This is a genomic window from Jingyaoa shaoxingensis (assembly GCF_014385005.1).
In the GTDB taxonomy this organism is placed as follows: domain Bacteria; phylum Bacillota; class Clostridia; order Lachnospirales; family Lachnospiraceae; genus Marvinbryantia; species Marvinbryantia shaoxingensis.
In genome coordinates this window covers 613908-637366 of the sequence record NZ_JACRSZ010000001.1, presented here as the reverse complement: position 1 = coordinate 637366, position 23459 = coordinate 613908, and the positions used below count along the sequence as shown (strand labels likewise).

At 45.0% G+C, this 23459-nt stretch carries 29 protein-coding genes, 1 pseudogene and 1 other annotated feature; of the genes and pseudogenes, 26 read left to right on the top strand and 4 right to left on the bottom strand.

Translation table 11 applies throughout. The annotated features are described in order from the left end of the window. Positions 1-91: 91 nt before the first annotated feature. A pseudogene (locus H8716_RS18125) lies at positions 92-439 on the bottom strand (IS1634 family transposase); the annotation flags it as partial. Positions 440-545: 106 nt separating this feature from the next. Between H8716_RS18125 and H8716_RS18020 the strand changes: the two are divergent. The 11 genes from H8716_RS18020 (at position 546) to H8716_RS03000 (ending at position 10252) form a co-directional block, all read left to right on the top strand. Beyond that, a complete protein-coding gene (locus H8716_RS18020) occupies positions 546-1373 on the top strand; it encodes a transporter substrate-binding domain-containing protein (RefSeq protein ID WP_330606421.1) in 828 nt (275 codons plus the stop codon). Positions 1374-1478: 105 nt separating this feature from the next. After that, positions 1479-2135, top strand: coding sequence for an amino acid ABC transporter permease (locus tag H8716_RS03045; RefSeq protein WP_249307034.1), 657 nt, complete (start codon positions 1479-1481; stop codon positions 2133-2135). A gap of 12 nt (positions 2136-2147) precedes the next feature. After that, complete coding sequence (locus H8716_RS03040; RefSeq protein WP_283242907.1) at positions 2148-2933, top strand: amino acid ABC transporter ATP-binding protein; 786 nt, start codon at positions 2148-2150, stop codon at positions 2931-2933. Positions 2934-3214: 281 nt separating this feature from the next. Next, positions 3215-3886, top strand: coding sequence for a F0F1 ATP synthase subunit A (locus H8716_RS03035; protein ID WP_249307033.1), 672 nt, complete (start codon positions 3215-3217; stop codon positions 3884-3886). A 42-nt stretch (positions 3887-3928) separates the two neighbouring features. After that, a complete protein-coding gene (atpE, locus tag H8716_RS03030; RefSeq protein ID WP_117449348.1) occupies positions 3929-4153 on the top strand; it encodes an ATP synthase F0 subunit C in 225 nt (74 codons plus the stop codon). A 47-nt stretch (positions 4154-4200) separates the two neighbouring features. Next, the gene (locus H8716_RS03025; protein ID WP_249307032.1) at positions 4201-4674 is read left to right on the top strand and encodes an ATP synthase F0 subunit B; all 474 of its coding nucleotides are present in this window, start codon (positions 4201-4203) and stop codon (positions 4672-4674) included. 27 nt (positions 4675-4701) lie between these two features. Then, a complete protein-coding gene (gene atpA, locus H8716_RS03020) occupies positions 4702-6735 on the top strand; it encodes a F0F1 ATP synthase subunit alpha (protein ID WP_249307031.1) in 2034 nt (677 codons plus the stop codon). 11 nt (positions 6736-6746) lie between these two features. Further along, positions 6747-7649 (top strand): ATP synthase F1 subunit gamma, encoded by a 903-nt coding sequence (atpG, locus tag H8716_RS03015; RefSeq protein ID WP_249307030.1) that lies wholly within the window; start codon positions 6747-6749, stop codon positions 7647-7649. Between the two features lie 2 nt (positions 7650-7651). After that, a complete protein-coding gene (gene atpD / locus H8716_RS03010) occupies positions 7652-9046 on the top strand; it encodes a F0F1 ATP synthase subunit beta (RefSeq protein ID WP_249307029.1) in 1395 nt (464 codons plus the stop codon). Positions 9047-9052: 6 nt separating this feature from the next. Next, the gene (gene atpC / locus H8716_RS03005) at positions 9053-9469 is read left to right on the top strand and encodes an ATP synthase F1 subunit epsilon (protein ID WP_249307028.1); all 417 of its coding nucleotides are present in this window, start codon (positions 9053-9055) and stop codon (positions 9467-9469) included. A 309-nt stretch (positions 9470-9778) separates the two neighbouring features. Then, positions 9779-10252: a COG2426 family protein gene (locus tag H8716_RS03000; RefSeq protein ID WP_249307027.1), complete on the top strand. Its 474-nt coding sequence runs from the start codon at positions 9779-9781 to the stop codon at positions 10250-10252. A gap of 129 nt (positions 10253-10381) precedes the next feature. Here the strand turns inward: H8716_RS03000 and pdxT are convergent, their stop codons facing one another. Both pdxT and pdxS read right to left on the bottom strand, forming a co-directional pair. Further along, positions 10382-10954, bottom strand: coding sequence for a pyridoxal 5'-phosphate synthase glutaminase subunit PdxT (pdxT, locus tag H8716_RS02995; protein ID WP_249307026.1), 573 nt, complete (start codon positions 10952-10954; stop codon positions 10382-10384). Between the two features lie 2 nt (positions 10955-10956). Further along, positions 10957-11838 carry a pyridoxal 5'-phosphate synthase lyase subunit PdxS gene (gene pdxS, locus H8716_RS02990; protein WP_283242906.1) on the bottom strand — a complete coding sequence of 294 codons (882 nt, stop codon included), beginning with the start codon at positions 11836-11838 and terminating at the stop codon, positions 10957-10959. Between the two features lie 147 nt (positions 11839-11985). Between pdxS and pdxR the strand changes: the two genes are divergently transcribed. From pdxR to H8716_RS02960, 6 genes are all read left to right on the top strand, one after another. Continuing rightward, positions 11986-13446, top strand: coding sequence for a MocR-like pyridoxine biosynthesis transcription factor PdxR (gene pdxR / locus H8716_RS02985; protein ID WP_249307025.1), 1461 nt, complete (start codon positions 11986-11988; stop codon positions 13444-13446). Between the two features lie 144 nt (positions 13447-13590). Continuing rightward, a complete protein-coding gene (locus H8716_RS02980; RefSeq protein WP_249307209.1) occupies positions 13591-14454 on the top strand; it encodes a phosphoribosylaminoimidazolesuccinocarboxamide synthase in 864 nt (287 codons plus the stop codon). A 253-nt stretch (positions 14455-14707) separates the two neighbouring features. Further along, positions 14708-15568: a hypothetical protein gene (locus tag H8716_RS02975; protein WP_249307024.1), complete on the top strand. Its 861-nt coding sequence runs from the start codon at positions 14708-14710 to the stop codon at positions 15566-15568. Positions 15569-15572: 4 nt separating this feature from the next. Continuing rightward, positions 15573-15812, top strand: coding sequence for a kinase (locus tag H8716_RS02970; protein ID WP_249307023.1), 240 nt, complete (start codon positions 15573-15575; stop codon positions 15810-15812). A 16-nt stretch (positions 15813-15828) separates the two neighbouring features. After that, a complete protein-coding gene (gene ispD, locus H8716_RS02965; protein WP_249307022.1) occupies positions 15829-16536 on the top strand; it encodes a 2-C-methyl-D-erythritol 4-phosphate cytidylyltransferase in 708 nt (235 codons plus the stop codon). Positions 16537-16550: 14 nt separating this feature from the next. Continuing rightward, positions 16551-17432, top strand: coding sequence for an RluA family pseudouridine synthase (locus H8716_RS02960; protein ID WP_249307021.1), 882 nt, complete (start codon positions 16551-16553; stop codon positions 17430-17432). 18 nt (positions 17433-17450) lie between these two features. Here the strand turns inward: H8716_RS02960 and H8716_RS02955 are convergent, their stop codons facing one another. After that, on the bottom strand, positions 17451-18275 hold the full coding sequence (locus H8716_RS02955) for a polysaccharide deacetylase family protein (protein WP_249307020.1): 825 nt from the start codon (positions 18273-18275) through the stop codon (positions 17451-17453). A gap of 193 nt (positions 18276-18468) precedes the next feature. Between H8716_RS02955 and rpmG the strand changes: the two genes are divergently transcribed. The 9 genes from rpmG to H8716_RS02910 all read left to right on the top strand — a co-directional run bounded on the left by rpmG (position 18469) and on the right by H8716_RS02910 (position 23431). Further along, positions 18469-18618 (top strand): 50S ribosomal protein L33, encoded by a 150-nt coding sequence (gene rpmG, locus H8716_RS02950; protein ID WP_249307019.1) that lies wholly within the window; start codon positions 18469-18471, stop codon positions 18616-18618. A 28-nt stretch (positions 18619-18646) separates the two neighbouring features. After that, positions 18647-18853, top strand: a complete 207-nt coding sequence (gene secE, locus H8716_RS02945) for a preprotein translocase subunit SecE (RefSeq protein WP_249307018.1) — start codon at positions 18647-18649, stop codon at positions 18851-18853. A 15-nt stretch (positions 18854-18868) separates the two neighbouring features. Then, positions 18869-19384, top strand: a complete 516-nt coding sequence (nusG, locus tag H8716_RS02940; protein WP_249307017.1) for a transcription termination/antitermination protein NusG — start codon at positions 18869-18871, stop codon at positions 19382-19384. A gap of 80 nt (positions 19385-19464) precedes the next feature. Beyond that, positions 19465-19890, top strand: a complete 426-nt coding sequence (gene rplK, locus H8716_RS02935; protein ID WP_249307016.1) for a 50S ribosomal protein L11 — start codon at positions 19465-19467, stop codon at positions 19888-19890. 71 nt (positions 19891-19961) lie between these two features. Continuing rightward, positions 19962-20654: a 50S ribosomal protein L1 gene (gene rplA, locus H8716_RS02930; RefSeq protein WP_249307015.1), complete on the top strand. Its 693-nt coding sequence runs from the start codon at positions 19962-19964 to the stop codon at positions 20652-20654. A 280-nt stretch (positions 20655-20934) separates the two neighbouring features. After that, positions 20935-21147 carry a FeoA family protein gene (locus tag H8716_RS02925; protein ID WP_249307014.1) on the top strand — a complete coding sequence of 71 codons (213 nt, stop codon included), beginning with the start codon at positions 20935-20937 and terminating at the stop codon, positions 21145-21147. Between the two features lie 170 nt (positions 21148-21317). Further along, positions 21318-21454, top strand: a sequence feature (ribosomal protein L10 leader region). A gap of 49 nt (positions 21455-21503) precedes the next feature. Further along, complete coding sequence (rplJ, locus tag H8716_RS02920) at positions 21504-21992, top strand: 50S ribosomal protein L10 (protein WP_249307013.1); 489 nt, start codon at positions 21504-21506, stop codon at positions 21990-21992. A 115-nt stretch (positions 21993-22107) separates the two neighbouring features. Then, positions 22108-22479, top strand: coding sequence for a 50S ribosomal protein L7/L12 (gene rplL, locus H8716_RS02915; protein ID WP_249307012.1), 372 nt, complete (start codon positions 22108-22110; stop codon positions 22477-22479). Between the two features lie 139 nt (positions 22480-22618). After that, positions 22619-23431 (top strand): alpha/beta hydrolase, encoded by an 813-nt coding sequence (locus tag H8716_RS02910; RefSeq protein WP_249307011.1) that lies wholly within the window; start codon positions 22619-22621, stop codon positions 23429-23431. The last annotated feature ends 28 nt before the right edge of the window (positions 23432-23459 follow it).

Sequence of the window (23459 nt, the reverse complement as noted above, 5' to 3'; positions counted from 1 at the left end):
TGAAAAAAGGAGGAATGAGAAATGGTTACATAAGACGTCAGAATTTTATTTACATAACCTGACTTCCGTCGTTTCTCTCAAAACATAGTACTCAGCTATCAATTAGCATGGTAAAATCAAAGATGTTTTGAATCTCTTTTTCTGTTAGATACAGTGCATCGAGATTGGTCAATCCGGTAAGTTTTTTGATTTTTTCATTAATGGTTTGATTCTGAGAAATATTGATATAGGTTCCATCGCCTTTGTCAACAACCCTGAAGTCACGCATAAAATTTACAAGATCATATGAATTAATATCATTCCTGAAACATTTGATTTCCAGGATTCTTAAAAGAAACAAGCTAAGGTAGCAGATTAAAAAATGCCCGTAGATTGTTTCTTTTTTTTGTACGTAAACAGGTCTGGCATCCAGATAAGATTTGGTGATACGGAAAGACTCCTATAGAAACCTCAGAAAAGCAACAAAAAAAACTTTACTTTATCATGCTACTATGGTAAAATGCAAAAGTGATAAAACAAATACCCGTTTTTTGGAGGAGAGAATCATGAAAAAAGGTTTGGCAATGGTATTAGGTGCTAGTATGGTAATGGGCATGGCAATGCCTGCATGTGCGGCAGATGCAGATCTGGTATATGCAGTAGAGGCAGGATCAGCCGGAGAAGCTGCTGCAGAAGAGAATGGATTCCAGTATAATTCCGTAGCATCTCAGGCAGATGCGTTGATGGAAGTCGCTTCCGGCACATCCGATGCAGCTATCATCGACCTGTTAATGGCTGGCGCAATGATCGGAGAAGGAACAAGTTATCCGAATCTGGTACATACCGATGAGCTGACTACTGAAGAATATGGAGTAGGATGCAGAAAAGGCTCAGACCTTGCAGCATATATTAATGAAGTGTTTGCAGAGACTTATGCAGACGGATCTATGAAAGAAGTGGCTGAAAAGTACGGCGTACAGGATGCACTGGTAGAACAGGGTGCAGCGGAAGAAGCAACAGAAGTGACAGAAGAAGAAACGGAAGCAGCCTCAGAAGAAGCAACCGATGCAGCAGAGGACAGTGACGTAGCTTATATTCAGGGCAAGGGATCTCTGATCGTTGGTATCACAGACTTTGAACCAATGGATTACAAAGATGAGAACGGTGACTGGATCGGATTTGATGCAGATATGGCAGGCGTTGTTGCAGAAAAGCTTGGCGTAGATGTGGAATTCGTAGAGATTGACTGGGATAACAAGATCATGGAACTGGATTCCAAGAACATTGACGTGGTATGGAATGGTATGACACTGACAGACGAAGTGACCAATTCTATGGAATGTACCAATGCATACTGCAACAATGCACAGGTAGTTGTTGTTCCGGCAGAATAAAACAGATTGTGAAAGTATTCCGCCGCAGGTGGAGAATCATAAATTACAAAATTTACATGAGGCAGAGGGCGCACTCTCTGCCTTGTGTATGTAAGGGGAAGAAGTATGTTTGTACAGGTTACGATGGAATTATTACGAGGCATGGGAACCATGTTTCAGATCTTTATTCTGACATTGATATTCTCGCTGCCACTGGGACTGGTACTGGCTCTGGGAACCATGAGCAAGTTCAAGCCACTGAGTTATCTGATTCAGATACTGGTATGGATCATCCGGGGAACACCTCTGATGTTACAGTTGATTATTATTTTTTACGGTCCGGGCATGTGGCTGGGACATAATATCTGGGGAGGCAACGAAGCAGGACGAATTACGGCGACAGTGGTGGCATTTACCATTAACTATGCCTGTTATTTTTCTGTAATCTTCCGCGGCGGTATCGAAGGCATCCCGGCGGGACAACGGGAAGCAGGACAGGTACTTGGTATGACAAGATCTCAGATATTCTTTAAGATCACACTGCTTCAGATGGTGAAACGTGTGGTTCCGCCGATGTCCAATGAGATTATTACACTGGTTAAGGATACATCCCTTGCCAGAATCATTGCAGCACAGGAACTGACACAGCGCGGATATTCCTTCATGAAGTCTGCAGGTCTGGTATGGCCGCTGTTCTACACCGGTCTGTTTTACCTGATCTTTGTAGGTGTGCTGACACTGTTATTTAATTACTTTGAAAAACGATTGGATTATTTCAGATAGGGGGCGAAAGAAATGGCAATATTAGAAGTAAAAAATATCGAAAAACATTTTGGAAGCACCCAGGTCTTAAGGAATGTCAGTTTTTCCATGGAGGAAGGAAATGCTCTTGCTATCATCGGTTCATCCGGTTCAGGTAAGACCACCTTACTTCGGTGCCTGAATTTTCTGGAGACTCCGGACAGTGGCAGTATTGCCGTAAAAGGCGAGATGCTCTATGATGCGTCCAGAGGAGCCAGTCAGAATGAACGTGAGCTGCGTAAAAAACGTCTTCATTTTGGAATGGTATTTCAGTCCTTTCATCTGTTTCCGCAGTACACTGCACTGGAAAACGTGATGCTGGCAGAACAGCTTCTGGCAAAGGAACGTCCGGATTACAAGCAGAATAAAAAAGCCATTCTGGATGAGATACATGCACACGGGGAAGCACTTTTGAAGAAGATGGGGCTGGAACAGAGAGAAAATCATTATCCACACCAATTATCCGGAGGTCAGCAGCAGCGTGTCGCCATCGCCAGGGCACTGGCATTAAAGCCGGATATTCTCTGCTTTGACGAACCAACGTCGGCCCTTGATCCGGAACTGACCGGAGAAGTGCTGAAGGTGATCCGTGGCCTGGCAGACCAGAAGACCACCATGATCATTGTAACCCATGAGATGGCATTTGCCAGGGATGTGGCAGATGAGATCATCTTCATGGATGACGGATACATTGTAGAGCAGGGAAAAGCACGGGATGTGATTGAACATCCGCAGGAAGAACGAACCAGACAGTTCCTGTCACGTTACACCAACGGATAGAACGGAGTCAAAATCAAATCGTGATTTTTATAAGAAGCCATATGAGAACAGGCAATTCTCATATGGTTTTTGTGTTGTAAATAAATGCTCATACCACTTTATGAATTTTCTGAGACAGAAGATCTAAATATGCATGATGTACTGGCAAAATGCAACAAAAAACTCTTAATTTTATCTGAAATTTCCATAATTTTGGTCTTACCAAATGCAGGAAATGAGAGTATAATACGTCATTGATAAAAAACAGACGCATCTTAGGAGAGTCAGAAAGAGGTGATAGTATGGGTGACCTTGCGGCAAAGCTGCAGGAAGAGCTAACCTGTGAGACGGTCTTCCAGATTGGTGACATCGGAATTGCAGAATCAACAGTTATTACCTGGGTAATAATGGCAGTATTGTTGATATTTGCACTGTTTATGACACACAATTTGCGAGTAGACAACATCAGTAAAAGACAGGCGGCCGCAGAATTTATTGTCGTAAAACTGAACAGCATGGTCGAAGGTATGATCGGTAAAGAGAACCGGAAGTATGTGCCGTATCTGGTAACAGTTCTGCTCTATATCGGAGTATCGAATGTCATTGGTTTATTTGGAGTAAAACCGCCGACAAAGGACCTGAATGTGACAGCTGCACTTGCGATTATGAGTATCATACTGATCGAGGCAGCGGGAATTGTAAAAAGAGGAGTCAAAGGATGGTGCAAGAACTTTGCAGAACCAATTGCTATCGTGGCACCGATTAACGTACTGGAGATTTTCATCCGTCCGTTATCATTGTGTATGCGATTATTTGGTAATGTCCTTGGTGCATTTGTAATCATGGAGCTGATTAAGCAGCTGGTACCGGTTGTACTTCCGCTCCCATTCAGTTTCTATTTTGATATTTTTGACGGACTGATTCAGGCATATGTATTTGTATTCCTGACATCATTATTTATTAAAGAAGCATAGAGAAAACAAATATAAAACATCGAATTAAAGGAGAATAAGACTATGAGTACATTAATCGCAATCGGAGCAGGTATCGCCGTACTGACAGGTATTGGTGCAGGTATTGGTATCGGAATCGCAACAGGTAAAGCAACAGACGCAGTAGCACGTCAGCCGGAAGCAGAAGGTAAGATCACAAAGTTACTTCTTCTTGGTTGTGCGCTGGCAGAAGCAACCGCGATCTACGGTTTCGTTATCGCACTTTTATGTATCATGTTCCTTGGTTAATCGAAAAGGATACAAAAGACATATAACAGGAAGGTAGGTTAACCAGGATGTTAAGATTAGACTGGAATTTATTATTTACAGTAATTAACCTGTTAATTCTGTATTTTCTGATGAAACGTTTTCTGTTCAAACCGGTAAATGGGATTTTGGAAAAACGTCAGCAAGAAGAAGATGCCAGACTTTCTGCAGCTGAAGAAGCAAAGAACAGTGCGTTAAAGAGCAAGGAAGCATACGAAGCATCTATTAAAAATGCAGAACAGGAAAGAGCACAGATCGTTGCCAGAGCGAGAGAAGAAGCCGCAGGTGAATACAGCCGTATTGTGGATGAAGCACAGAAAAAGGCAGGAAACATTGTGGATAAAGCGTGCAACGATGCAGAGCAGGAGAAAAAGAAGATCATGCAGCAGGCAGAAGATGCAGTACGAGACATGGTAGTAACTGCAGCAGCCCGCGTGGCAGGAGAAAAAGAAGGAACGGACAACGACCGTGCCCTGTATGATGAATTTCTTCGTCAGCAGTAAGATGTGCTTGAAAAAGGAGATTAGAAGATGACACAGGCAGTAGAAAAGTATGCAAACATGTTAAGGGAATTAAAGATTCCTGCCGATGTGGTTGATCAGGCCCTTGATATCTTCCAGACCGTACCCGTATTACTGGAGCAGTTCAGCAATCCAACCGCAGATCTGGCTGGAAAGCACAGAGTAATCGATAAGATTTTCCCGACCGAGATCCGTGATGTGATCAAGATCATGTGCGATAATCAGGAAATCGAACTGTTTTCAGAAGTATGCAAGGCATATAGAGAAATGGGATGGAAAAAATCCGGCAAAGAACGGGCCATCTTAAAATATGTGACGGAACCAACCAAAGAACAGCTGGAAGGTATCAGAGAATTTGTAAAAAAAGAAAGTGGATCAGAAGAGATCGAACTGGTCAGTGAAAAAGATGAAAGCCTTGGAGGCGGATTTATTCTCGCTATTGGCAACAAGGAATATGACTGGTCCACAGAAGGAAGAATCAAGCAGCTTACCGATAAGATCCTTGGGGACAACAGAGATGGAAAGCATGCACAGACGCTGGAAGGCATTATCTCTATATTAAAGAGCGAGATCGAAGATTTTGACCTGGCAGCAAAAGATAAAGAAGTCGGTATTGTCAAGTCCGTAGGAGACGGTATCGTAAACATTGATGGTATCGATCATGCCATGTACGGTGAAATCGTAGTCTTTGATAACGGAATCAAAGGTATGGTACAGGATATCAAACGTGACGAGATCGGCTGTATCCTGTTCGGAAGTGACAGCGAGATCCGTGAAGGCAGCAAAGTGATGAGAACCGGAAAGAAAGCCGGCATCCCGGTAGGAGATCAATTCCTTGGCCGTGTTATCAATGCCCTGGGTGCACCGGTTGACGGAGAAGGAGAGATCCCATCCACTGATTACCGCCCGATCGAAAATGAAGCACCTGGTATTGTGGATCGTAAATCTGTATCTGTACCAATGGAGACAGGTATTCTTTCCATTGACTCCATGTTCCCGATCGGACGTGGACAGCGAGAACTGATCATTGGTGACCGTCAGACAGGTAAGACTTCTATTGCGATTGATGCCATTCTGAACCAGAAGGGCAAAGATGTAAAATGTATTTATGTGGCAATCGGTCAGAAAGCTTCTACCGTGGCCAAGATTGTTCATACTCTGAAAGCACATGATGCTATGGAATACACAACCGTTGTTGTTTCCACTGCATCCGATCCGGCACCGCTTCAGTATATGGCACCATACTCCGGAACCGCACTGGCAGAGTATTTCATGTATCAGGGAAAAGATGTCCTGATCGTATATGATGATCTGTCCAAGCACGCAGTTGCCTATCGTGCACTGTCTCTGCTTCTGGAACGTTCACCGGGACGTGAGGCTTATCCTGGAGATGTATTCTATCTGCATTCCAGACTTCTGGAGCGTTCCAGTCGTCTGAATGAACAGGCAGGCGGCGGATCCATTACCGCACTTCCAATTATCGAGACTCAGGCAGGTGACGTATCCGCGTATATTCCGACCAACGTTATTTCTATTACCGATGGTCAGATTTTCCTGGAAAGTGACCTGTTCTTCTCCGGTATGAGACCGGCAGTTAACGTAGGTCTTTCTGTATCTCGTGTAGGTGGTGCAGCGCAGACAAAAGCCATGAAGAAGGCAGCCGGAAGTATCCGTATCGACCTGGCACAGTATCGTGAGATGGAAGTATTTACCCAGTTCTCATCTGATCTGGATCCGGCAACCGTAGAACAGTTAAAATACGGAAAGGGACTGATGGAGCTCCTGAAACAGCCACTGTGCAAGCCATTCTCCATGCCACAGCAGGTTATTATGCTGTGTGCAGCTACCGGAAAAGTCATGATCGATGTACCGGTAGAAAAGATCAGAGAATTCCGTACCGGAATGCTGGAATATTTTGCAAAGAGCCAGCCGGCAATCATCCGTGAACTGGAGACAGCCGGACAGCTCAGTGACAGTCTTCGTGATCAGATTGTAAAGGCGGCAGAAGAGTACAGAGATCAGGTCTGGAATAGAGAAGTATAGGTGGTGATCCAATGGCAAATGCAAGAGAGATACAGGGCAGAATAAAAAGTATCAATGATACGATGAAGATCACCAATGCAATGTATATGATATCATCCACCAAACTCCAGCGTGCCAAAAAGGAACTAGCAGAAACAGAACCATTTTTCTTCACCATGCAGAGTATGATTGCAAGAACTATCCGTCATATGCCGGAGATGCAGAGCAGGTATCTGACACATGATCCTGTGGGATCCGGTAAAAAAAGAGGCTTTCTTGTATTCACAGCCGATAAGGGACTGGCCGGTGCATACAACCATAATGTCCTGAAGCTGGCAGAAGAGGAACTGGAGAAGTCTGAAGAATGGAATCTGTTTGTGGTAGGTGAACTGGGAAGACAGTATTTTGCCGGCAAGAAGATTGCGGTAGATGAGCATTTCCTCTATACGGCCCAGCATCCGACCTTTGACAGAGCCCGTGTCATTACCAGTAAGCTGCTGGAAGCATATGACAATGGGGAACTGGATGAAATCGACATTATCTTTACATCCATGAAAAATGGAATGCAAAGTGAAACCAGAATGGAGCGTCTGCTTCCGCTGACGCAGCAGGATTTTTCGCCAACAGTTATGCAGCATGCTGTCGGTGTACAGCAGGAGGAATTCATCTTTTCTCCGTCTCCGGAGGCAGTACTGGAGAGCATCGTACCGAACTATGTCACAGGATATATTTTCGGTGCACTGGTAGAATCTTTCTGCAGCGAGCATAACGCCCGTATGATGGCAATGGAGGCAGCCAATGACAGTGCGAAGGATATGCTTCACCAGCTGTCAATCGAATATAATCGTGTGCGTCAGGCTGCCATTACGCAGGAGATCACGGAAGTGGTCAGCGGCGCAAAAGCACAGAAACGTAAAAAGAAAGGAGACCGCTGAAAATGAATGTAGGTAAGATCGTACAGGTTCAGGGACCGGTTATTGACGTCGAGTTCCAGAACGGTGAGCTTCCTTTTATCAAGGATGCGCTGGAAGTAGAGAACGATGGAAAACGCTGCGTTATGGAAGTGGCTCAGCATATAGGAAAAAATACCGTGCGTTGTATTATGCTGGCATCCAGTGAGGGACTTCACAGAGATATGGAAGTCGTTGCCACCGGAAGCGGTATTAAAGTGCCGGTAGGGGAAAAGACCCTTGGCCGACTGTTTAACGTACTGGGAGAGACCATAGATGGAGAGGAATCTCTGGACAAAGAAGAACACTGGTGTATCCATAGAGAACCGCCAACATTTGAAGATCAGAGCCCGGTAGTAGAGATGCTGGAGACTGGTATCAAGGTTATTGACCTTCTGGCACCGTATGCCAAAGGTGGTAAGATTGGTCTGTTTGGTGGTGCCGGTGTAGGTAAAACCGTATTGATTCAGGAACTGATCCGTAACATTGCCACAGAGCATGGTGGATATTCTATCTTCACCGGTGTCGGAGAGCGTTCCCGTGAGGGTAATGACCTGTGGACTGAAATGAAAGAATCCGGAGTTCTGGAGAAGACTGCCCTGGTATTCGGACAGATGAATGAGCCACCTGGAGCACGTATGCGTGTGGCTGAGACAGGACTGACTATGGCAGAATATTTCCGTGATGAACAGCATCAGAACGTGCTGCTCTTTATCGATAATATTTTCCGTTTTGTACAGGCAGGTTCGGAGGTTTCCGCTCTTCTTGGACGTATGCCTTCCGCTGTAGGTTATCAGCCGACACTGGCAAATGAACTGGGTGCTCTTCAGGAGCGAATCGCATCTACCAAAAAAGGATCTGTTACTTCTGTACAGGCAGTCTATGTGCCTGCAGATGACTTGACAGACCCGGCTCCGGCAACGACATTCGCCCATCTGGATGCGACTACCGTACTTTCCAGAAAGATTGTAGAACAGGGAATTTATCCTGCAGTAGATCCGCTGGAATCCAGCTCACGAATTCTGGAAGAGGATGTAGTAGGAAAAGAACATTATGAGACAGCACTGAAGGTACAGGAGATGCTTCAGAAGTACAAGGAACTGCAGGATATTATCGCAATCCTTGGTATGGAAGAATTATCTGCAGAAGATAAAGTAACTGTATACCGTGCGAGAAAGATTCAGAGATTCCTTTCCCAGCCATTCCATGTAGCAGAGAACTTCACCGGTGTTCCCGGAAAATACGTGCCGGTAAAAGAAACCATTCGTGGCTTCAAGGCAATCATTGACGGTGAGATGGATGAATATCCGGAAGCAGCATTTTTCAATGTGGGAACCATTGATGAAGTAATTGAAAAGGCAAATGCAATGCAGAAAGGATAACTTTCCATGGCTACATTTTTTTTGAAAATTGTTACAAGTAATAAAGTCTTTTTTGCCGGAAAAGTGTCTGTGGTGATCGTGACAGCCACAGACGGTGAAAAAGCTTTTATGGCTCATCATGAAGAGATGGTTCTGGCATTAAAGCCAGGTGAGATCCGTTTCCAGAAGGAAGACGGCACCTGGGTGACGGCAGTATCCGGTGTAGGAGTAGTACAGGCAGCCAATAACCGTGTGACAGCCATCGTAGAATCTGCAGAACTTCCGGAAGATATCGATGCTGTCAGAGCACGAGAGGCAAGAGACCGCGCAATGGAAGAGATGCGTCAGAAACAGAGCATTCGTGAATACAAAACCACACAGGCATCCCTGGCAAGAGCTATCAACCGCATGAGACACAGTTCAGAGCAGGGCGTGATTAAATAGAATATATATTATTGAATAACTCAGGCATTTTAAAGCATCCCACAGATACGTTGATTTCTGGCATCTGCTGCGGCGCTTATGGACACCTGCTCCTCGGGATAGAAACTTTTCCGATGTCGCAGGTGTCGCTAGCCTCGCATCTGCTGCGAAATCTGCCTATTATCTGTGTGATTGCTTTGAAGTGCCTGAGTTTATGTAATTGTATAGAAAATGATAGTTGAATGATTCAGTATAACTTGCAATGTTTGTAAATATATATTATATTGAATAGCGTTAAGTGAGTTAACGTCTGTATAGAAAGGAAAATGTATGTTTACAAAGTTTTTGACTGTATTTTTTGTATCTATGTTACCGCTGGCTGAGCTGCGTGTGGCGGTGCCTCTGGCGGTGGGTATGAAGCTGCCGCTTGTGGCTTCTTATATTATCTGTATCATTGGAAATATGATTCCGGTACCGTTTATTTATTTCTTTGCAAGAAAAATCTTGGAATGGGGAGCAGAGAAGCCGATTCTTGAAAAACCTTTTACCTGGATCCTGAAAAAGGGTGAGAAGGGCGGAGAGAAGCTGGTGGAAAAAGTAGGAAGAAGTACCTACGTGGCGCTGTTTCTCTTTGTTGGAATTCCGATTCCGGGAACCGGAGCATGGACCGGAACACTGGCAGCCAGTATCCTGGATCTGGACTTTAAGAAAAGTGTACTGGCAGCGCTGGGAGGTGTCCTTCTGGCAGGCGTCATTATGGGCGTGGCAAGTACCGGAGTATTCAGTCTGATCGGACTGGTATAAAAGTAAATAGGGTATCTGTAACGAGACTGGACAGATACTATGATAAAAACAGACCCGATTGTGGCAGTGATATGCCGAATCAGGTCTGTTTTACGTCATATGGGAAGAGGATTATGACTCTCTTATTATTTAAGATTTTGCTGAAATGCTCCTTAAGAACAGCTCATGAATCTGGGTATTATCATCCAGTTCCGGGTGAAAGGCATAGGCAAACTGGCTGTTGTAACGGACACCGACGATTTTATTGTCAACTACCGCAAGCACTTCCACATCAGGAGAGGTTTCAGATACGTAAGGGGCACGGATGAAGGTCATTGGTACTTTTCCGATTCCTTTTACTTCAGATTCTGTATGAAAACTGCCAAGTTGCCGGCCATAGGCGTTTCGCCTTACCTTTACCGGCAGTGTGGCAAAATGAGAGGTTTCCTGACCTTCGATTTCGGATGCCAGCAGAATCAGTCCCGCACATGTGGCGAGCACCGGCATTCCATCTTCAATTCTTTTTTTCAAAGGTTCAAACATATTCTGCTCATGAAGCAAGAGACTCTGCACGGTACTTTCTCCGCCTGGGAGAATCAGTGCATCAAATGTTTTTTTCAGATCCGATGCCTGGCGAAGCTCGATGTGTTCCACGCCAAGGTGGTTCAGCACCTGTTCATGTTCGATGAAGGCACCCTGAAGTGCCAGTACTGCAACAGTCATCTCTAGATTCCTCTTTCTGCCATGATCAGTTGGATTTCCTGTTCATTGATACCTACCATAGCTTCACCCAGATCTTCGGACAATTTTGCGATCAGTGAAGCGTCGGTATAGTTGGTAACTGCCTGAACAATGGCAGATGCACGTTTTTCCGGATTGCCGGATTTGAAAATACCGGAACCGACAAAAACACCTTCTGCGCCAAGCTGCATCATAAGAGAAGCATCAGCCGGGGTAGCCACGCCGCCTGCAGCAAAGTTGACAACAGGAAGACGGAGGTTTTCGTGTACATATTCTACCAGATTATAAGGAACCTGAAGCTGTTTGGCAGCTTCATAGAGCTCATCTTTACGCATGCTTCCGATGCGGGCAATCTCACTGTTCATTTTCCGCATATGACGTACCGCCTGAATAATATCACCGGTACCGGGTTCTCCTTTGGTACGGATCATGGAAGCACCTTCATTAATTCGTCTCAGCGCTTCGCCCAGATCTTTGGCACCGCATACAAATGGCACCTTAAAGTCTCTTTTATTAATATGGTAAATATCATCTGCAGGGGAGAGAACTTCACTTTCATCAATATAGTCGATCTCCAGAGCTTCCAGAATCTGTGCCTCCGCAAAGTGGCCAATACGGCATTTTGCCATAACCGGGATAGACACAGCATCCTGAATTTTCTTAATTAATTTTGGATCACTCATACGGGAGACACCGCCTGCTGCACGGATATCAGCCGGAATACGTTCCAGCGCCATAACAGCACATGCACCGGCAGCTTCTGCGATCTTTGCCTGCTCCGGTGTGGTAACGTCCATGATAACGCCACCCTTGAGCATCTGAGCGAGTTGTTTATTTAATTCATATCTTTCTGTAACTTTCTCCATGATAAAATCCTCCTGTGTAAAATGCGCCTGCGTTTTTCTTCTTTGCAGAATGAAAAGGCATTCTGCGTTATTAGTCCGGTTAATTTTTGTATGTCGTACCAGAGTTGCGCAAATCTCATGCACCGAGTATAATGGAAAGGTGATATTATGAAAATAATCAATTTCAATATATTCAGTAATACCAGATGGGAGAAAAAAGAGACATTGCTTACTTATAATTTTACAAATACAGGGTCAGATTCCATGTATGAATATCTGTATAAATGCATCAAAAAGGATATCCTTTCCGGGAAAATCAAGGCAGGAGAGAAGCTGCCCTCCAAGCGGATGTTTGCAAAAAATCTGGGTATAAGTGTCATTACGGTGGAGAATGCCTATGGTCAGCTTATGGCAGAAGGATATATTTATTCACAGCCCAAGAAGGGATTTTTTGTATCTGACCTGAAGATCACCTCAGCAGTGGAGAAAGAAATCAGAACAGACCGGCATCATGTGATCCTGACCGGCGGAGAGAACGCATATCTGGCTGATTTTTCCAGCAATCAGACCGAGACGGAAGTATTTCCCTTTTCCATCTGGACCAGAACCATGCGGGAAATCATGTCAGAAAAGCAGGAAGAGCTGATGACCAACCCGCCATGCGGAGGCATTATGGAGCTGCGGGAAAACATTGCCCGGTATCTCATGGACTTCCGGGGCATGAGTGTGCAGAGAGAGCAGATCATTGTAGGAGCTGGAACAGAGTACCTGTACAGCCTGCTGATCCAGCTTCTGGGGGAAAAATGCGTGTACGGCGTGGAGAATCCGGGTTATCACAAGGTGGCGAAGATCTATGAGAGCATGGGCGTGCCATATCGATATCTGGATATGGATCATGCAGGAGTACTGCCATCCCAGCTGGAGAAAAAGAACGTGCAGATTCTCCATACTTCACCGTCGCATCATTTTCCTACCGGCGTGGTGATGCCGGTGAGCAGGCGTTACGAACTGCTGGGATGGGCGGCGGGATCTCCTGACCGTTATATTATAGAGGATGATTATGACAGTGAACTGCGGCTTTGCGGAAAACCGGTTCCGACTTTGCAAAGCATGGATGTATCTGGGAAGGTGATCTATATGAATACCTTTACCAAGACATTATCTTCTACGGTGCGAATCAGTTACATGGTGCTGCCGGATTCTCTGGCGGAACTGTTTTACCGAAATTTAAGCTTTTATTCCTGTACCGTATCGAATTTTGAACAGTATACATTGTCACGTTTTATTCAGAACGGAAGCTTCGAGAAGCATATTAACCGTCTGCGCAACTATTATCAGATGAAGCGGGACAAGTTGCTGGAAGCATTTCACAGTCATCCGATTCATAAGTATATATCTATTTATGAGGAAGAAGCCGGAGTACATTTTCTGATGAAGATTGATACGGAAAAGACAGAAAAAGAAGTCATGGATGCAGCCAGGGCAAAGGGAATCCGTCTTAATCCGGTGTCTGGCTACTACTTTGGCACTCCACCGGAACAGGAGCAGATTTATGTCATGAACTATTCATCGGTTCCGCTGGAGAAAAAAGAAGAGATTGTATCGAGAATCTACGAGGCTGTGTTGTAGTTAATGTTCATAGCCAATGTTTTGTGAAAAATGAGTATTGCAATTGGTCTGGGATAGTAGTTATAATAACAACAGATTGCGTAAAGCGCAACGCGCGGGCAATCCGTATTAATTCAAAATAAAAGAGGAGTACTGACTATGGAAATGAAGCCTGTAAAAGAAGGAAAAGTACGTGAGATTTACGACAACGGAGACAGCCTGGTTATGGTAGCAACAGACCGTATCAGCTGTTTTGACGTAATTTTGAACAACGAGGTTACCAAAAAAGGTACGGTATTGACACAGATGTCTAAGTTCTGGTTTGATCTGACAGAAGATATTCTGCCGAACCATATGATTTCTGTAGACGTAAAAGATATGCCGGAATATTTCCAGCAACCGAAGTTTGACGGTAACAGCATGTTGTGCCGCAAGCTGGAGATGTTGCCGATAGAATGTATTGTACGTGGCTATATTACAGGAAGCGGATGGGCAAGCTATCAGAAGACCGGTGAAGTATGCGGCATTAAGCTGCCGGAAGGATTAAAGGAATCCGATAAGCTGCCTGAGCCGATCTACACACCATCTACCAAGGCGGAGATCGGTGACCACGACGAGAACATTTCCTATGAGCAGAGCGTTGCATATCTGGAAAAGAGATTCCCTGGCAAGGGCGAAGAGTACGCAGCCAAGCTTCGTGACTACACCATTGCTTTATATAAGAAGTGTGCAGAATATGCACTGAGCAAGGGCATCATCATTGCAGATACCAAGTTTGAATTCGGTCTGGATGAGAATGGTAACATGGTGATCGGTGACGAGATGCTGACACCGGACAGCTCCAGATTCTGGCCGGCAGAAGGATACGAGCCGGGTCATGGTCAGCCATCCTTTGATAAGCAGTTTGCCCGTGACTGGCTGAAGGCCAATCCAGATAACGACTGGACACTGCCACAGGATATCGTGGACAAGACCATCGAGAAGTATCTTCAGGCATATGAGATGCTGACAGGCAAAAAACTGGTATAAAAAGTATGTAATATTGTAACTGTGAGGGGACTGAACAATTATGTGATATCAGATATTCACGCCCTCTATAGAACCGGAAACAGGAATGGCTCCGGAATGAAAACCGACGATATGGGATGTACACCTGTCGTCGGTTTTATCATAATTTAGATATCAGGGTCAAAAGGTCTAAATCCACTTGAGCTTGCTCATTAGTGGATGAAAGACCTTGGGATCCGCCCCCAATATACGCAGAAATAAAAAGGAAAGCAATATGAACAGATTCAGAAGGCACAGGAAGGTGCTGACGCTGCCGGCTCTGCTGGCTGCCGGACTTCTGACCGGTTGTGGGAATAGTGACGGGACAGAAGAGGTGCACAGTTTTGCAGTATGGGAAAAGACAGATGAGGTGTCATACACTTTTTCGGATGGAGAGACAGCTGCAAAATGGAAAAATGAAAAGGAAGATACCAGACAGTATCGTTACCGGCTGGAGAATGGGACAGATCTGTTGGAGACTACGAACGTCCTTTCACCGGAGGAGGAGATAGATTCGGAACTGTCCGGTTTTGATGGATTTTCCGATCCGGCAAAGGAAAAAGTGCGTACCTGGTATCGGGAACAGGGCCTGCTGTATGACCTGGATCAGGAGCTGGAAGATGCATATCAGGACTATCTGGAATGCGAAAAAAACAGGGAGCATTTTACCTGTCACAAGGTCAGCCAGGATGTAACAGAATCCGCAGAAAATCAGGAATATATGGTGATTCTCACAGCAGTGACAACACCAAAGAAGCTGCATTTTGACGGAGGTACTACATGCAATTACCAGACAGCGGTGTTCAGCCGCAGTACAGGCGACAGGGTAGATATCTGGAGTCTGTTTACAATGCCGGAGGATCAGGTAAAGGAAGAGTTGGCAAAGAACTGTTCGATAGAAGATACGACAGTTTCCGAACAGGATGTGGGGCCAGTGATGGATCAGGGACAGATCCTGCTGTTTCAGGATTATCTGGAGGTCTGGTTCCCTTATGGTACATGGGAGCGGCAGGAATTTGACAAGGGATTTGGATTCGAATACGATAAAATAGAAGGGCTGCTTTATGACTGGGCAGTGCCACAGAAAGAGGAGTAACACCATGCGTTTACAGAAAGTACAGGATCAGTTAAAGGAAAAAGGCTGGGAATATCGTTATACTGAGGAAGCAGGACTTGGCAGTATTGATTTTGAATACAGAGGAATCAGTTATCATATCTGGGAATTTGATGAGGATGGACTGGGGGCAGAGAGTAATATCCGTACTGCAGGAAGAACCGAGGATTTTACCGGACCGGATTATGAAGAGCAGATTGTAAAACTGGTAAAAGAGAGACAGTAGGCAAAGGAGAAATGCCATGAAGAACGCAAAAGCCATTGTGCTGGCAGCAGGACAAGGAAAAAGAATGGGAAGTGCAGTGCCGAAGCAGTTCCTGGAACTGGATGGGAAACCCTTATTATATTATTCACTGGAATGCTTTGAACAGTCGGATTTGATATCAGAGATTATTCTGGTTACCGGCAAGGACGCCATTCCGTTTTGCTGGCGAATTGTAGAGAAGTACGGCTTTCAGAAAGTAAAGTATGTGGTGCCTGGCGGAAAAGAACGGTATGATTCGGTCTATGAAGGTCTGAAAGCCTGCGAAGCCTGTGATATTGTATTTATTCATGACGGTGCAAGACCATTCCCGGATGGGGAGATGCTGGAGCGTACCATGGAAGCGGCAGATAAGTACGGCGCATGTGTGGCAGCAGTTCCGACAAAAGATACTATGAAAGTAGGAAATGCAGAGGGCATCGTTGAGAGGACACTGGATCGTAAAACGCTGTGGAATGTGCAGACCCCTCAGGTATTCCGTTACGATCTGATTTGTCAGGCACACAGAGAGATCCGCAAGGGCAGCATGGAAGGCGTAACAGATGACTCCATGATTGTAGAGACACTTGGGATCTGCCCGGTGAAGCTGGTTATGGGTTCCTATGATAACATTAAGGTTACCACGCCGGAAGATCTGGTGATCGCAGAGAATATTTTAAGCAGAAGAACGGTGGGGCCGGAAGCATGAGGCAGACTGTCACGATGCAGATAGAGGAGAACTGGCAGGGAAAAAAGCTGGAACAGTATCTGAAAAAAGAACTTTATCTGACGCCTGCGCAGATCCGCAGCCTGAAGTTCCGGGAAAATGGAATACGGAGAAACGGAGAACGATGCAGGATAAACCAGATTCTGCAGACTGGAGATGTTTTGACAATTCTGATTCAGGAACAAAGAACTGACTGCGGAAAAGTAAAAGGTTCCGGTGTCATGCCGGAGATCCTGTATGAGGATGCAGATGTGATTTGTGTCTGGAAATCTGCCGGGCGCGTGACACATCCGGTGGCAGGACACAGCCAGGATACGGTTGCAGGAGATCTGGCAACTTATTTTACTTCTCTCGGTGAACAGACTGTAATACACAGTATCGGACGGCTGGACAAAGATACATCGGGGATTCTGGTGTTTGCCAGGAATCGTATTGCAGCAGCAAGACTGTGGGAGCAGAAGGAACAGGGTGTTTTTACTAAGGAATATCTGGCATGGTGTCAGGGAATATTTCCGCAGGAAGCACAAAGAGAGGAACAGGTAGTTACGGTGCCTGTTGGAAAAGAGAAAACAGTGGCCGGGCAGGGGCAGAAGATGCGGGTGACGGAAGAAGGCAGGCGGGCAGTGACACGCTATCTGGTTTGGAAACAGGAGAAGGAACAGGCACTGGTACGTCTCCGGCTGGAGACTGGGCGTACCCATCAGATCCGTGTGCATATGGCATACATCGGTCATCCTTTGATGGGAGATCCTCTGTATGGAAGAGGGATTCCCCATCAGGATGTAACCAGACTGTGCGCCTGGAAAGTGCGCTTTTTACAGCCGTTTACAGGAAAAGAGATTAGATTGGAACACTGTGATCCTATGTATCAGATATAATGTGAACAGTAATGTTTTTCAGGTCAGGCTCTGTTCAACCAGCTCCTGCAGTGTGCCGAAGTGATAGCCCATATCTTCCCACTTCGTCAGCAGTTCATCCAGGATCGCAGCGTTGGTGGAAGAGGTATTATGCAGCAGTACGATGGCTCCGGGGTGTATCCGTCCCAGAAGTTTGTCAAAGGCTTCTTCTCTGGAAGGTTGGTTATCCTGGTACCAGTCCACATAGGCAAGGCTCCAGAAAAAAGTAGAATAGCCAAGATCCTTTGCCATCTGCAGGTTCTCTGTGCTGTATTTGCCCTGAGGCGGCCGGTAATAGCGGGGCATCTCCTGACCGGTGATCTGGCGGTAGGCATCAGCGGTACTGTTCAGTTCTTCTGAGAATGATTCTCTGGTGGATATGGCGGACATATCCGGATGATGCCAGGTGTGGTTTCCTACAGTGTGTCCTTCCGCGATCATGCGCTTTACCAGATCCGGTTCTGATTCCAGGAAGGTGCCCACCGTAAAGAATGTGGCAGATACCTGATGCTTCTTCAGAGCATCCAGGGTAGCAGGTGTATTACCATTCTCGTAACCGCAGTCAAAGGTCAGATAGATGACCTTATCTTCTGTGTCCTGTGCATAGAATGCATGATAAGGAAGCAGCTCTGATATGGAAGCGTTTCCTACGGGAGTTTTCCCTTCTTCCTGAAAACTTAACCCCCAGTTGGCGGCTTCCGGCCGGAGAATGGAAGATGCAGGGGCAGATTGGGGTACGGACCGGGCGGCGAGGCGTCCTGCGCCAAAGCAGAGACAGAAGAACAGAATCAGAAAAAGCTTGCGTAAACGTGCAGAATGAGGCATAATAAACTCCAGATGTTTGAAAGAGAATTTTATAAAATATATGAGAGAAGAGATAAAAAAAGACTTGACGAGCCATATATTCGTATGTTAAGATGTACGAGCGAATGGAAGTAGGGCTTTTTTTTTATGCCTAAAAATTTGATGACCGTCGCGGGTCATCCACAAAAATTTGTTTGAGAGCGAGGTGGAAGTTGTGCGCACAAGAATCACATTGGCATGCACAGAATGTAAGCAGCGAAATTACAACACAACAAAAGACAAAAAGAATCATCCTGACAGAATGGAGACACAGAAGTACTGCAGATTCTGTAAGAAACACACACTGCACAAAGAAACAAAATAATCCTGTCTATTTGTGAAAGGAGAACAACATGGGAGACAATTCTAAGAAAGATAAGGTCCCTGCACAGAGTTGGTCAGACGGACTCAAGGCTGAGTTCAACAAGATTATCTGGCCAAACAAAGATGATCTCGTAAAACAGACAGTCGCAGTTACAGTAGTTTCTGTAATACTGGGAGCACTGATCACAGTGATTGACAGTGTTGTTCAGTATGGTATTAATTTCTTTATTAAGTAAGGACAAGGTGAGCATATGTCAGAAGCAAACTGGTATGTCGTTCATACCTACTCAGGATATGAGAACAAGGTAAAGGCGAATATTGAAAAAACAATTGAAAACAGACATCTCGAAGACCAGATTCTTGAGGTACGTGTACCGCTGGAAGAGGTTGTTGAAGTAAAGAATGGCGTTTCAAAAGCAGTCCAGAAGAAAATGTTTCCGGGTTATGTGCTACTCAACATGGTGATGAATGATGACACCTGGTATGTCGTAAGGAATACCCGTGGTGTGACAGGATTTGTCGGTCCGGGATCCAAGCCTGTGCCACTTACGGAAGAAGAGATGAAGCCGTTGGGAATTAAGAATGATAACGTAGAAGTTGATTTCGGTGTTGGTGATATGGTGAATGTCATCGGTGGTATCTGGAAGGATACAGTCGGTGTGATCCAGAGCATTAATGAAGCAAAACAGAGCGTTACCATTAATGTTGAGCTGTTCGGTCGTGAAACACCGGTAGAAATAAGTTTCACAGAGATTCAGAAAATGTAAATGAAGTCATCCGTCAATTCGCAGACGGTTAGACAGTGGGAGGGAAATCCCCCGACAATACCACAAGGAGGTGCCTTATTATGGCAAAGAAAGTAACAGGTTATATTAAATTACAGATTCCTGCTGGCAAAGCAACACCAGCTCCACCTGTCGGACCAGCTCTTGGTCAGCACGGTGTTAACATTGTACAGTTTACAAAAGAATTCAACGCAAGAACAGCAGACAAGGGTGATCTGATCATCCCTGTAGTTATCACTGTATATGCAGACAGAAGCTTCAGCTTCGTAACAAAGACTCCGCCTGCAGCAGTTCTTCTTAAGAAAGCCTGCAATCTGAAATCCGGATCAGGTGTTCCTAACAAGACAAAAGTTGCAACAATCAGCAAAGACAAGATCCGTGAGATCGCAGAAATGAAGATGCCAGACCTTAACGCAAGTTCCGTAGAAGCAGCTATGAGCATGATCGCCGGAACAGCAAGAAGTATGGGTATCACAGTAGAAGAATAAGATTTTATCGTAACTGAGCAATGTAAAGTGGGAGGGAGATTCCCGCAAATACCACCAGGAGGTTATTTAATATGAAAAGAGGAAAAAGATATACTGATGCGGCTAAAGCAATTGACCGCACAACTCTTTACGAAGCAGCTGATGCAATCAGCGTAGTAAAGAAAAATGCTGTAGCAAAATTTGATGAAACAATCGAAGTTCATATCAGAACCGGATGTGACGGACGTCATGCAGATCAGCAGATCCGTGGTGCAGTTGTACTGCCTCATGGAACTGGTAAAACAGTTCGTGTTCTTGTATTCGCTAAGAACGCAAAAGCTGATGAAGCACTGGCAGCCGGAGCTGATTTCGTAGGAGCAGAAGAACTGATTCCGAAGATTCAGAACGAAGGTTGGTTAGACTTTGACGTAGTAGTAGCTACACCTGATATGATGGGTGTTGTTGGTCGTCTGGGTCGTGTACTTGGACCAAAAGGCTTAATGCCAAACCCAAAAGCTGGTACAGTTACTATGGACGTAACAAAAGCTATCAACGATATCAAAGCTGGTAAGATTGAATACAGATTGGATAAGACAAACATCATTCACGTGCCAATCGGAAAAGCTTCTTTCACAGAAGAAATGCTGAGCGACAACTTCCAGACGCTTATCGGAGCTATTACAAAAGCAAGACCAGCAGCATTAAAGGGTCAGTACCTGAAGAGTGTAACAATCACTTCTACAATGGGACCTGGCGTAAAACTGAATACTGCTAAATTTGTTTAGGATTTAGTTCTTAGATGCAAACCCGGAATCGAAAGATTCCGGGTTTTTTTTGTGCCATTGGGGACGGTGTTTTCTGGCTTCCAGAACCATCGGGATACAAGTTGCCGGCATCTATCAGCAGGCAGAAAAGCCTTGCAGATACTAGCATTTCCTAAGAATGTTTCTTATTGACTAATACAATAGTCGAAGAGTAAGATTGATTTAAGAAAACGGGGGATTATTCAGAACCCAATGTCCCACGGGCCAAAAGCCCGAGACATTCCTGAGAGGAGATGGGGAAATGCGAAACTTATCCGCACAGACGGCTGGCAATGCCTGTACCATAAAATGGATGTTCGGAGCACCGGAGATCCTGAATTTTTTAAGGGAAGGTCATATCGAAGAAGGCAGTACGATCAAAGTGATTCAGAACTTCTGCGGAAATATGATTGTATCCGCACAGGGAAGACAGTTTGCAGTGAGTAAAGACATTGCAGACAGAATAAAAGTATAAAAACGAAAAAGTTGTAAAATGGCATGAGTTTGAGTTATTTCCGTTTCGGGCTCGCAAGACAGTAGAACAGAGCAAGATTGTGGCAGGACAGGGAAATTCGAATAATTACAGCAGCTTCTGATATTTTGTAAAAAAATGAAAAAACAGTTGACACAGACAAAAAACTGTGATATCTTCAAAAAGAACTGCCGAAGACAGCAGGTGCCGCAAGGCATAAGGATGAAAACGCCTGCCGAGGAGTAAAGAATTTCTTAAAGAAATGATTTATTTACCTCTCTGTGCGCAGAGAGGTTTTTTATTTCATATTTCCGGAATTCATGCGGCGGTACACAAACTATAAAGGAGGTGCACCATTCATGGCAAAAGTAGAACTGAAGAAACCGGTCGTTGAAGAAATCAGCGAACATATTAAAGACGCGCAGTCTGTTGTTCTGGTTACTTACAGTGGAATTACTGTAGAGCAGGATACAGCTCTTCGTAAAGAGATGAGAGAAGCTGGTGTTGTTTACAAAGTTTACAAGAACACAATGATGAACTTTGCATTCAAAGGAACAGACTACGAACCACTGACAAAGAGTCTGGAAGGACCTAACGCTGTTGCAATCAGCAAGACTGACGCAACTGCTCCTATCAGAATCCTTGCAAAACATGCAAAGACTGTACCAGCACTGAAGCTTGTTGCAGGTGTTGTAGAAGGTGGCTACTATGATGAGACAGCTATTCAGGCACTGAAAGATGTTCCATCAAGAGAAGAACTTCTTGGAAAACTGCTTGGAAGCATCCAGTCCCCAATTGCAAACTTTGCACGTGTTATCAGCCAGATCGCAGAGTCCAAAGAGGCTTAAGTCGTATATGGCAGAGTCAGGTACTGACGAAGCAGCCTGACATTACAAAACGAATCTCGCTGGCAGCATGACGGCGAAGCGAAAAGAATAATATCAAAAAATGGAGGAAAATAAAATGGCAAAATTAACAACAGCTGAATTTATTGAAGCTATCAAAGAGCTTACAGTTTTAGAGTTAAATGATTTAGTAAAAGCATGTGAAGAAGAATTTGGTGTATCCGCAGCAGCAGGTGTTGTAGTAGCAGCAGCTGGAGCAGCAGAAGCAGCAGAAGAAAAAGATGAGTTCGACGTAGAACTGACAGAAGTTGGACCAAACAAAGTTAAAGTTATCAAAGTTGTTCGTGAAGCAACAGGTCTTGGACTGAAAGAAGCTAAAGAAGTTGTAGATGGCGCTCCTAAGGTAGTTAAAGAAGGCGCTTCTAAAGCTGAAGCTGAAGAACTTAAGACAAAACTGGAAGCAGAAGGCGCTAAAGTTACTCTTAAATAATTTAAGCATACAGAATGATGAGGACCACAGCATGGAGACATGTCTGTGGTTCTTTTTTGCTTTTTTGATGCGCCTGTGATAGACTGAAGACATAGAATCTGATATTCTGACTTTTCTGAAAACAGGGGGTTGATCTGAAATGAAAAAATTCACACTGGAAAAAAATGGGGCACGAATTGATGTTTATGAGACGAAAGAACCACCCAAGGCAGCAGTTGTGATCTGTCCGGGCGGAGGATATGAGAACCTGTCTGACCGGGAAGGCGAGCCGGTGGCAAAACAGTTTTTACAGGATGGCTATATGGCGATTGTGCTTTGGTATGAAGTAAAAAAACAGCCGATGCTTGGCAATCTTCCGTTGCAGCAGCTTTCAGATACGGTAAGCTGGCTGAGAGATCATGCACAGGAATATCGTATGGAAAAGAAGCATATATACGTGTGCGGATTTTCGGCAGGGGGACATCTGGCGGGAAGTCTTGGTATCCTGTGGAACCGGAAGGAATATTTCACAGAAAATACTGACCTGAAAAAGCACAGGCCGGACGGTATGATCCTTGCATATCCGGTTATCACATCCGGGGAATTTGCCCATCGAAGCAGCCTGGTGCGTCTGGCGGGGGATGACCCGGCAAAACAGGAAGTATACAGTCTGGAAAAATGGGTGGATGAGGACTGCGTGCCGGTTTATCTCTGGGGAACTTTTGCTGATGATGCAGTACCTGTGGAGAACTCACTGTTATTATTAAATGAGTTGGCAAAGTACAGAATTCCGGTGGAATATCACCTTTTTCCGGAGGGCGTGCATGGACTTTCACTGGCAACCAAAGAGGTGGAAGAACCGGAGGCACAGCGTGACCCAGACAAACACATTGCCAGATGGATGCCGCTGTGTCTGGAGTGGCTGGATCATGTGATGGAGAAGAAGGCGGCAGTCACGAAAATTTTCAGATAAAGAGTATGCGAACAATCGTTACATATGA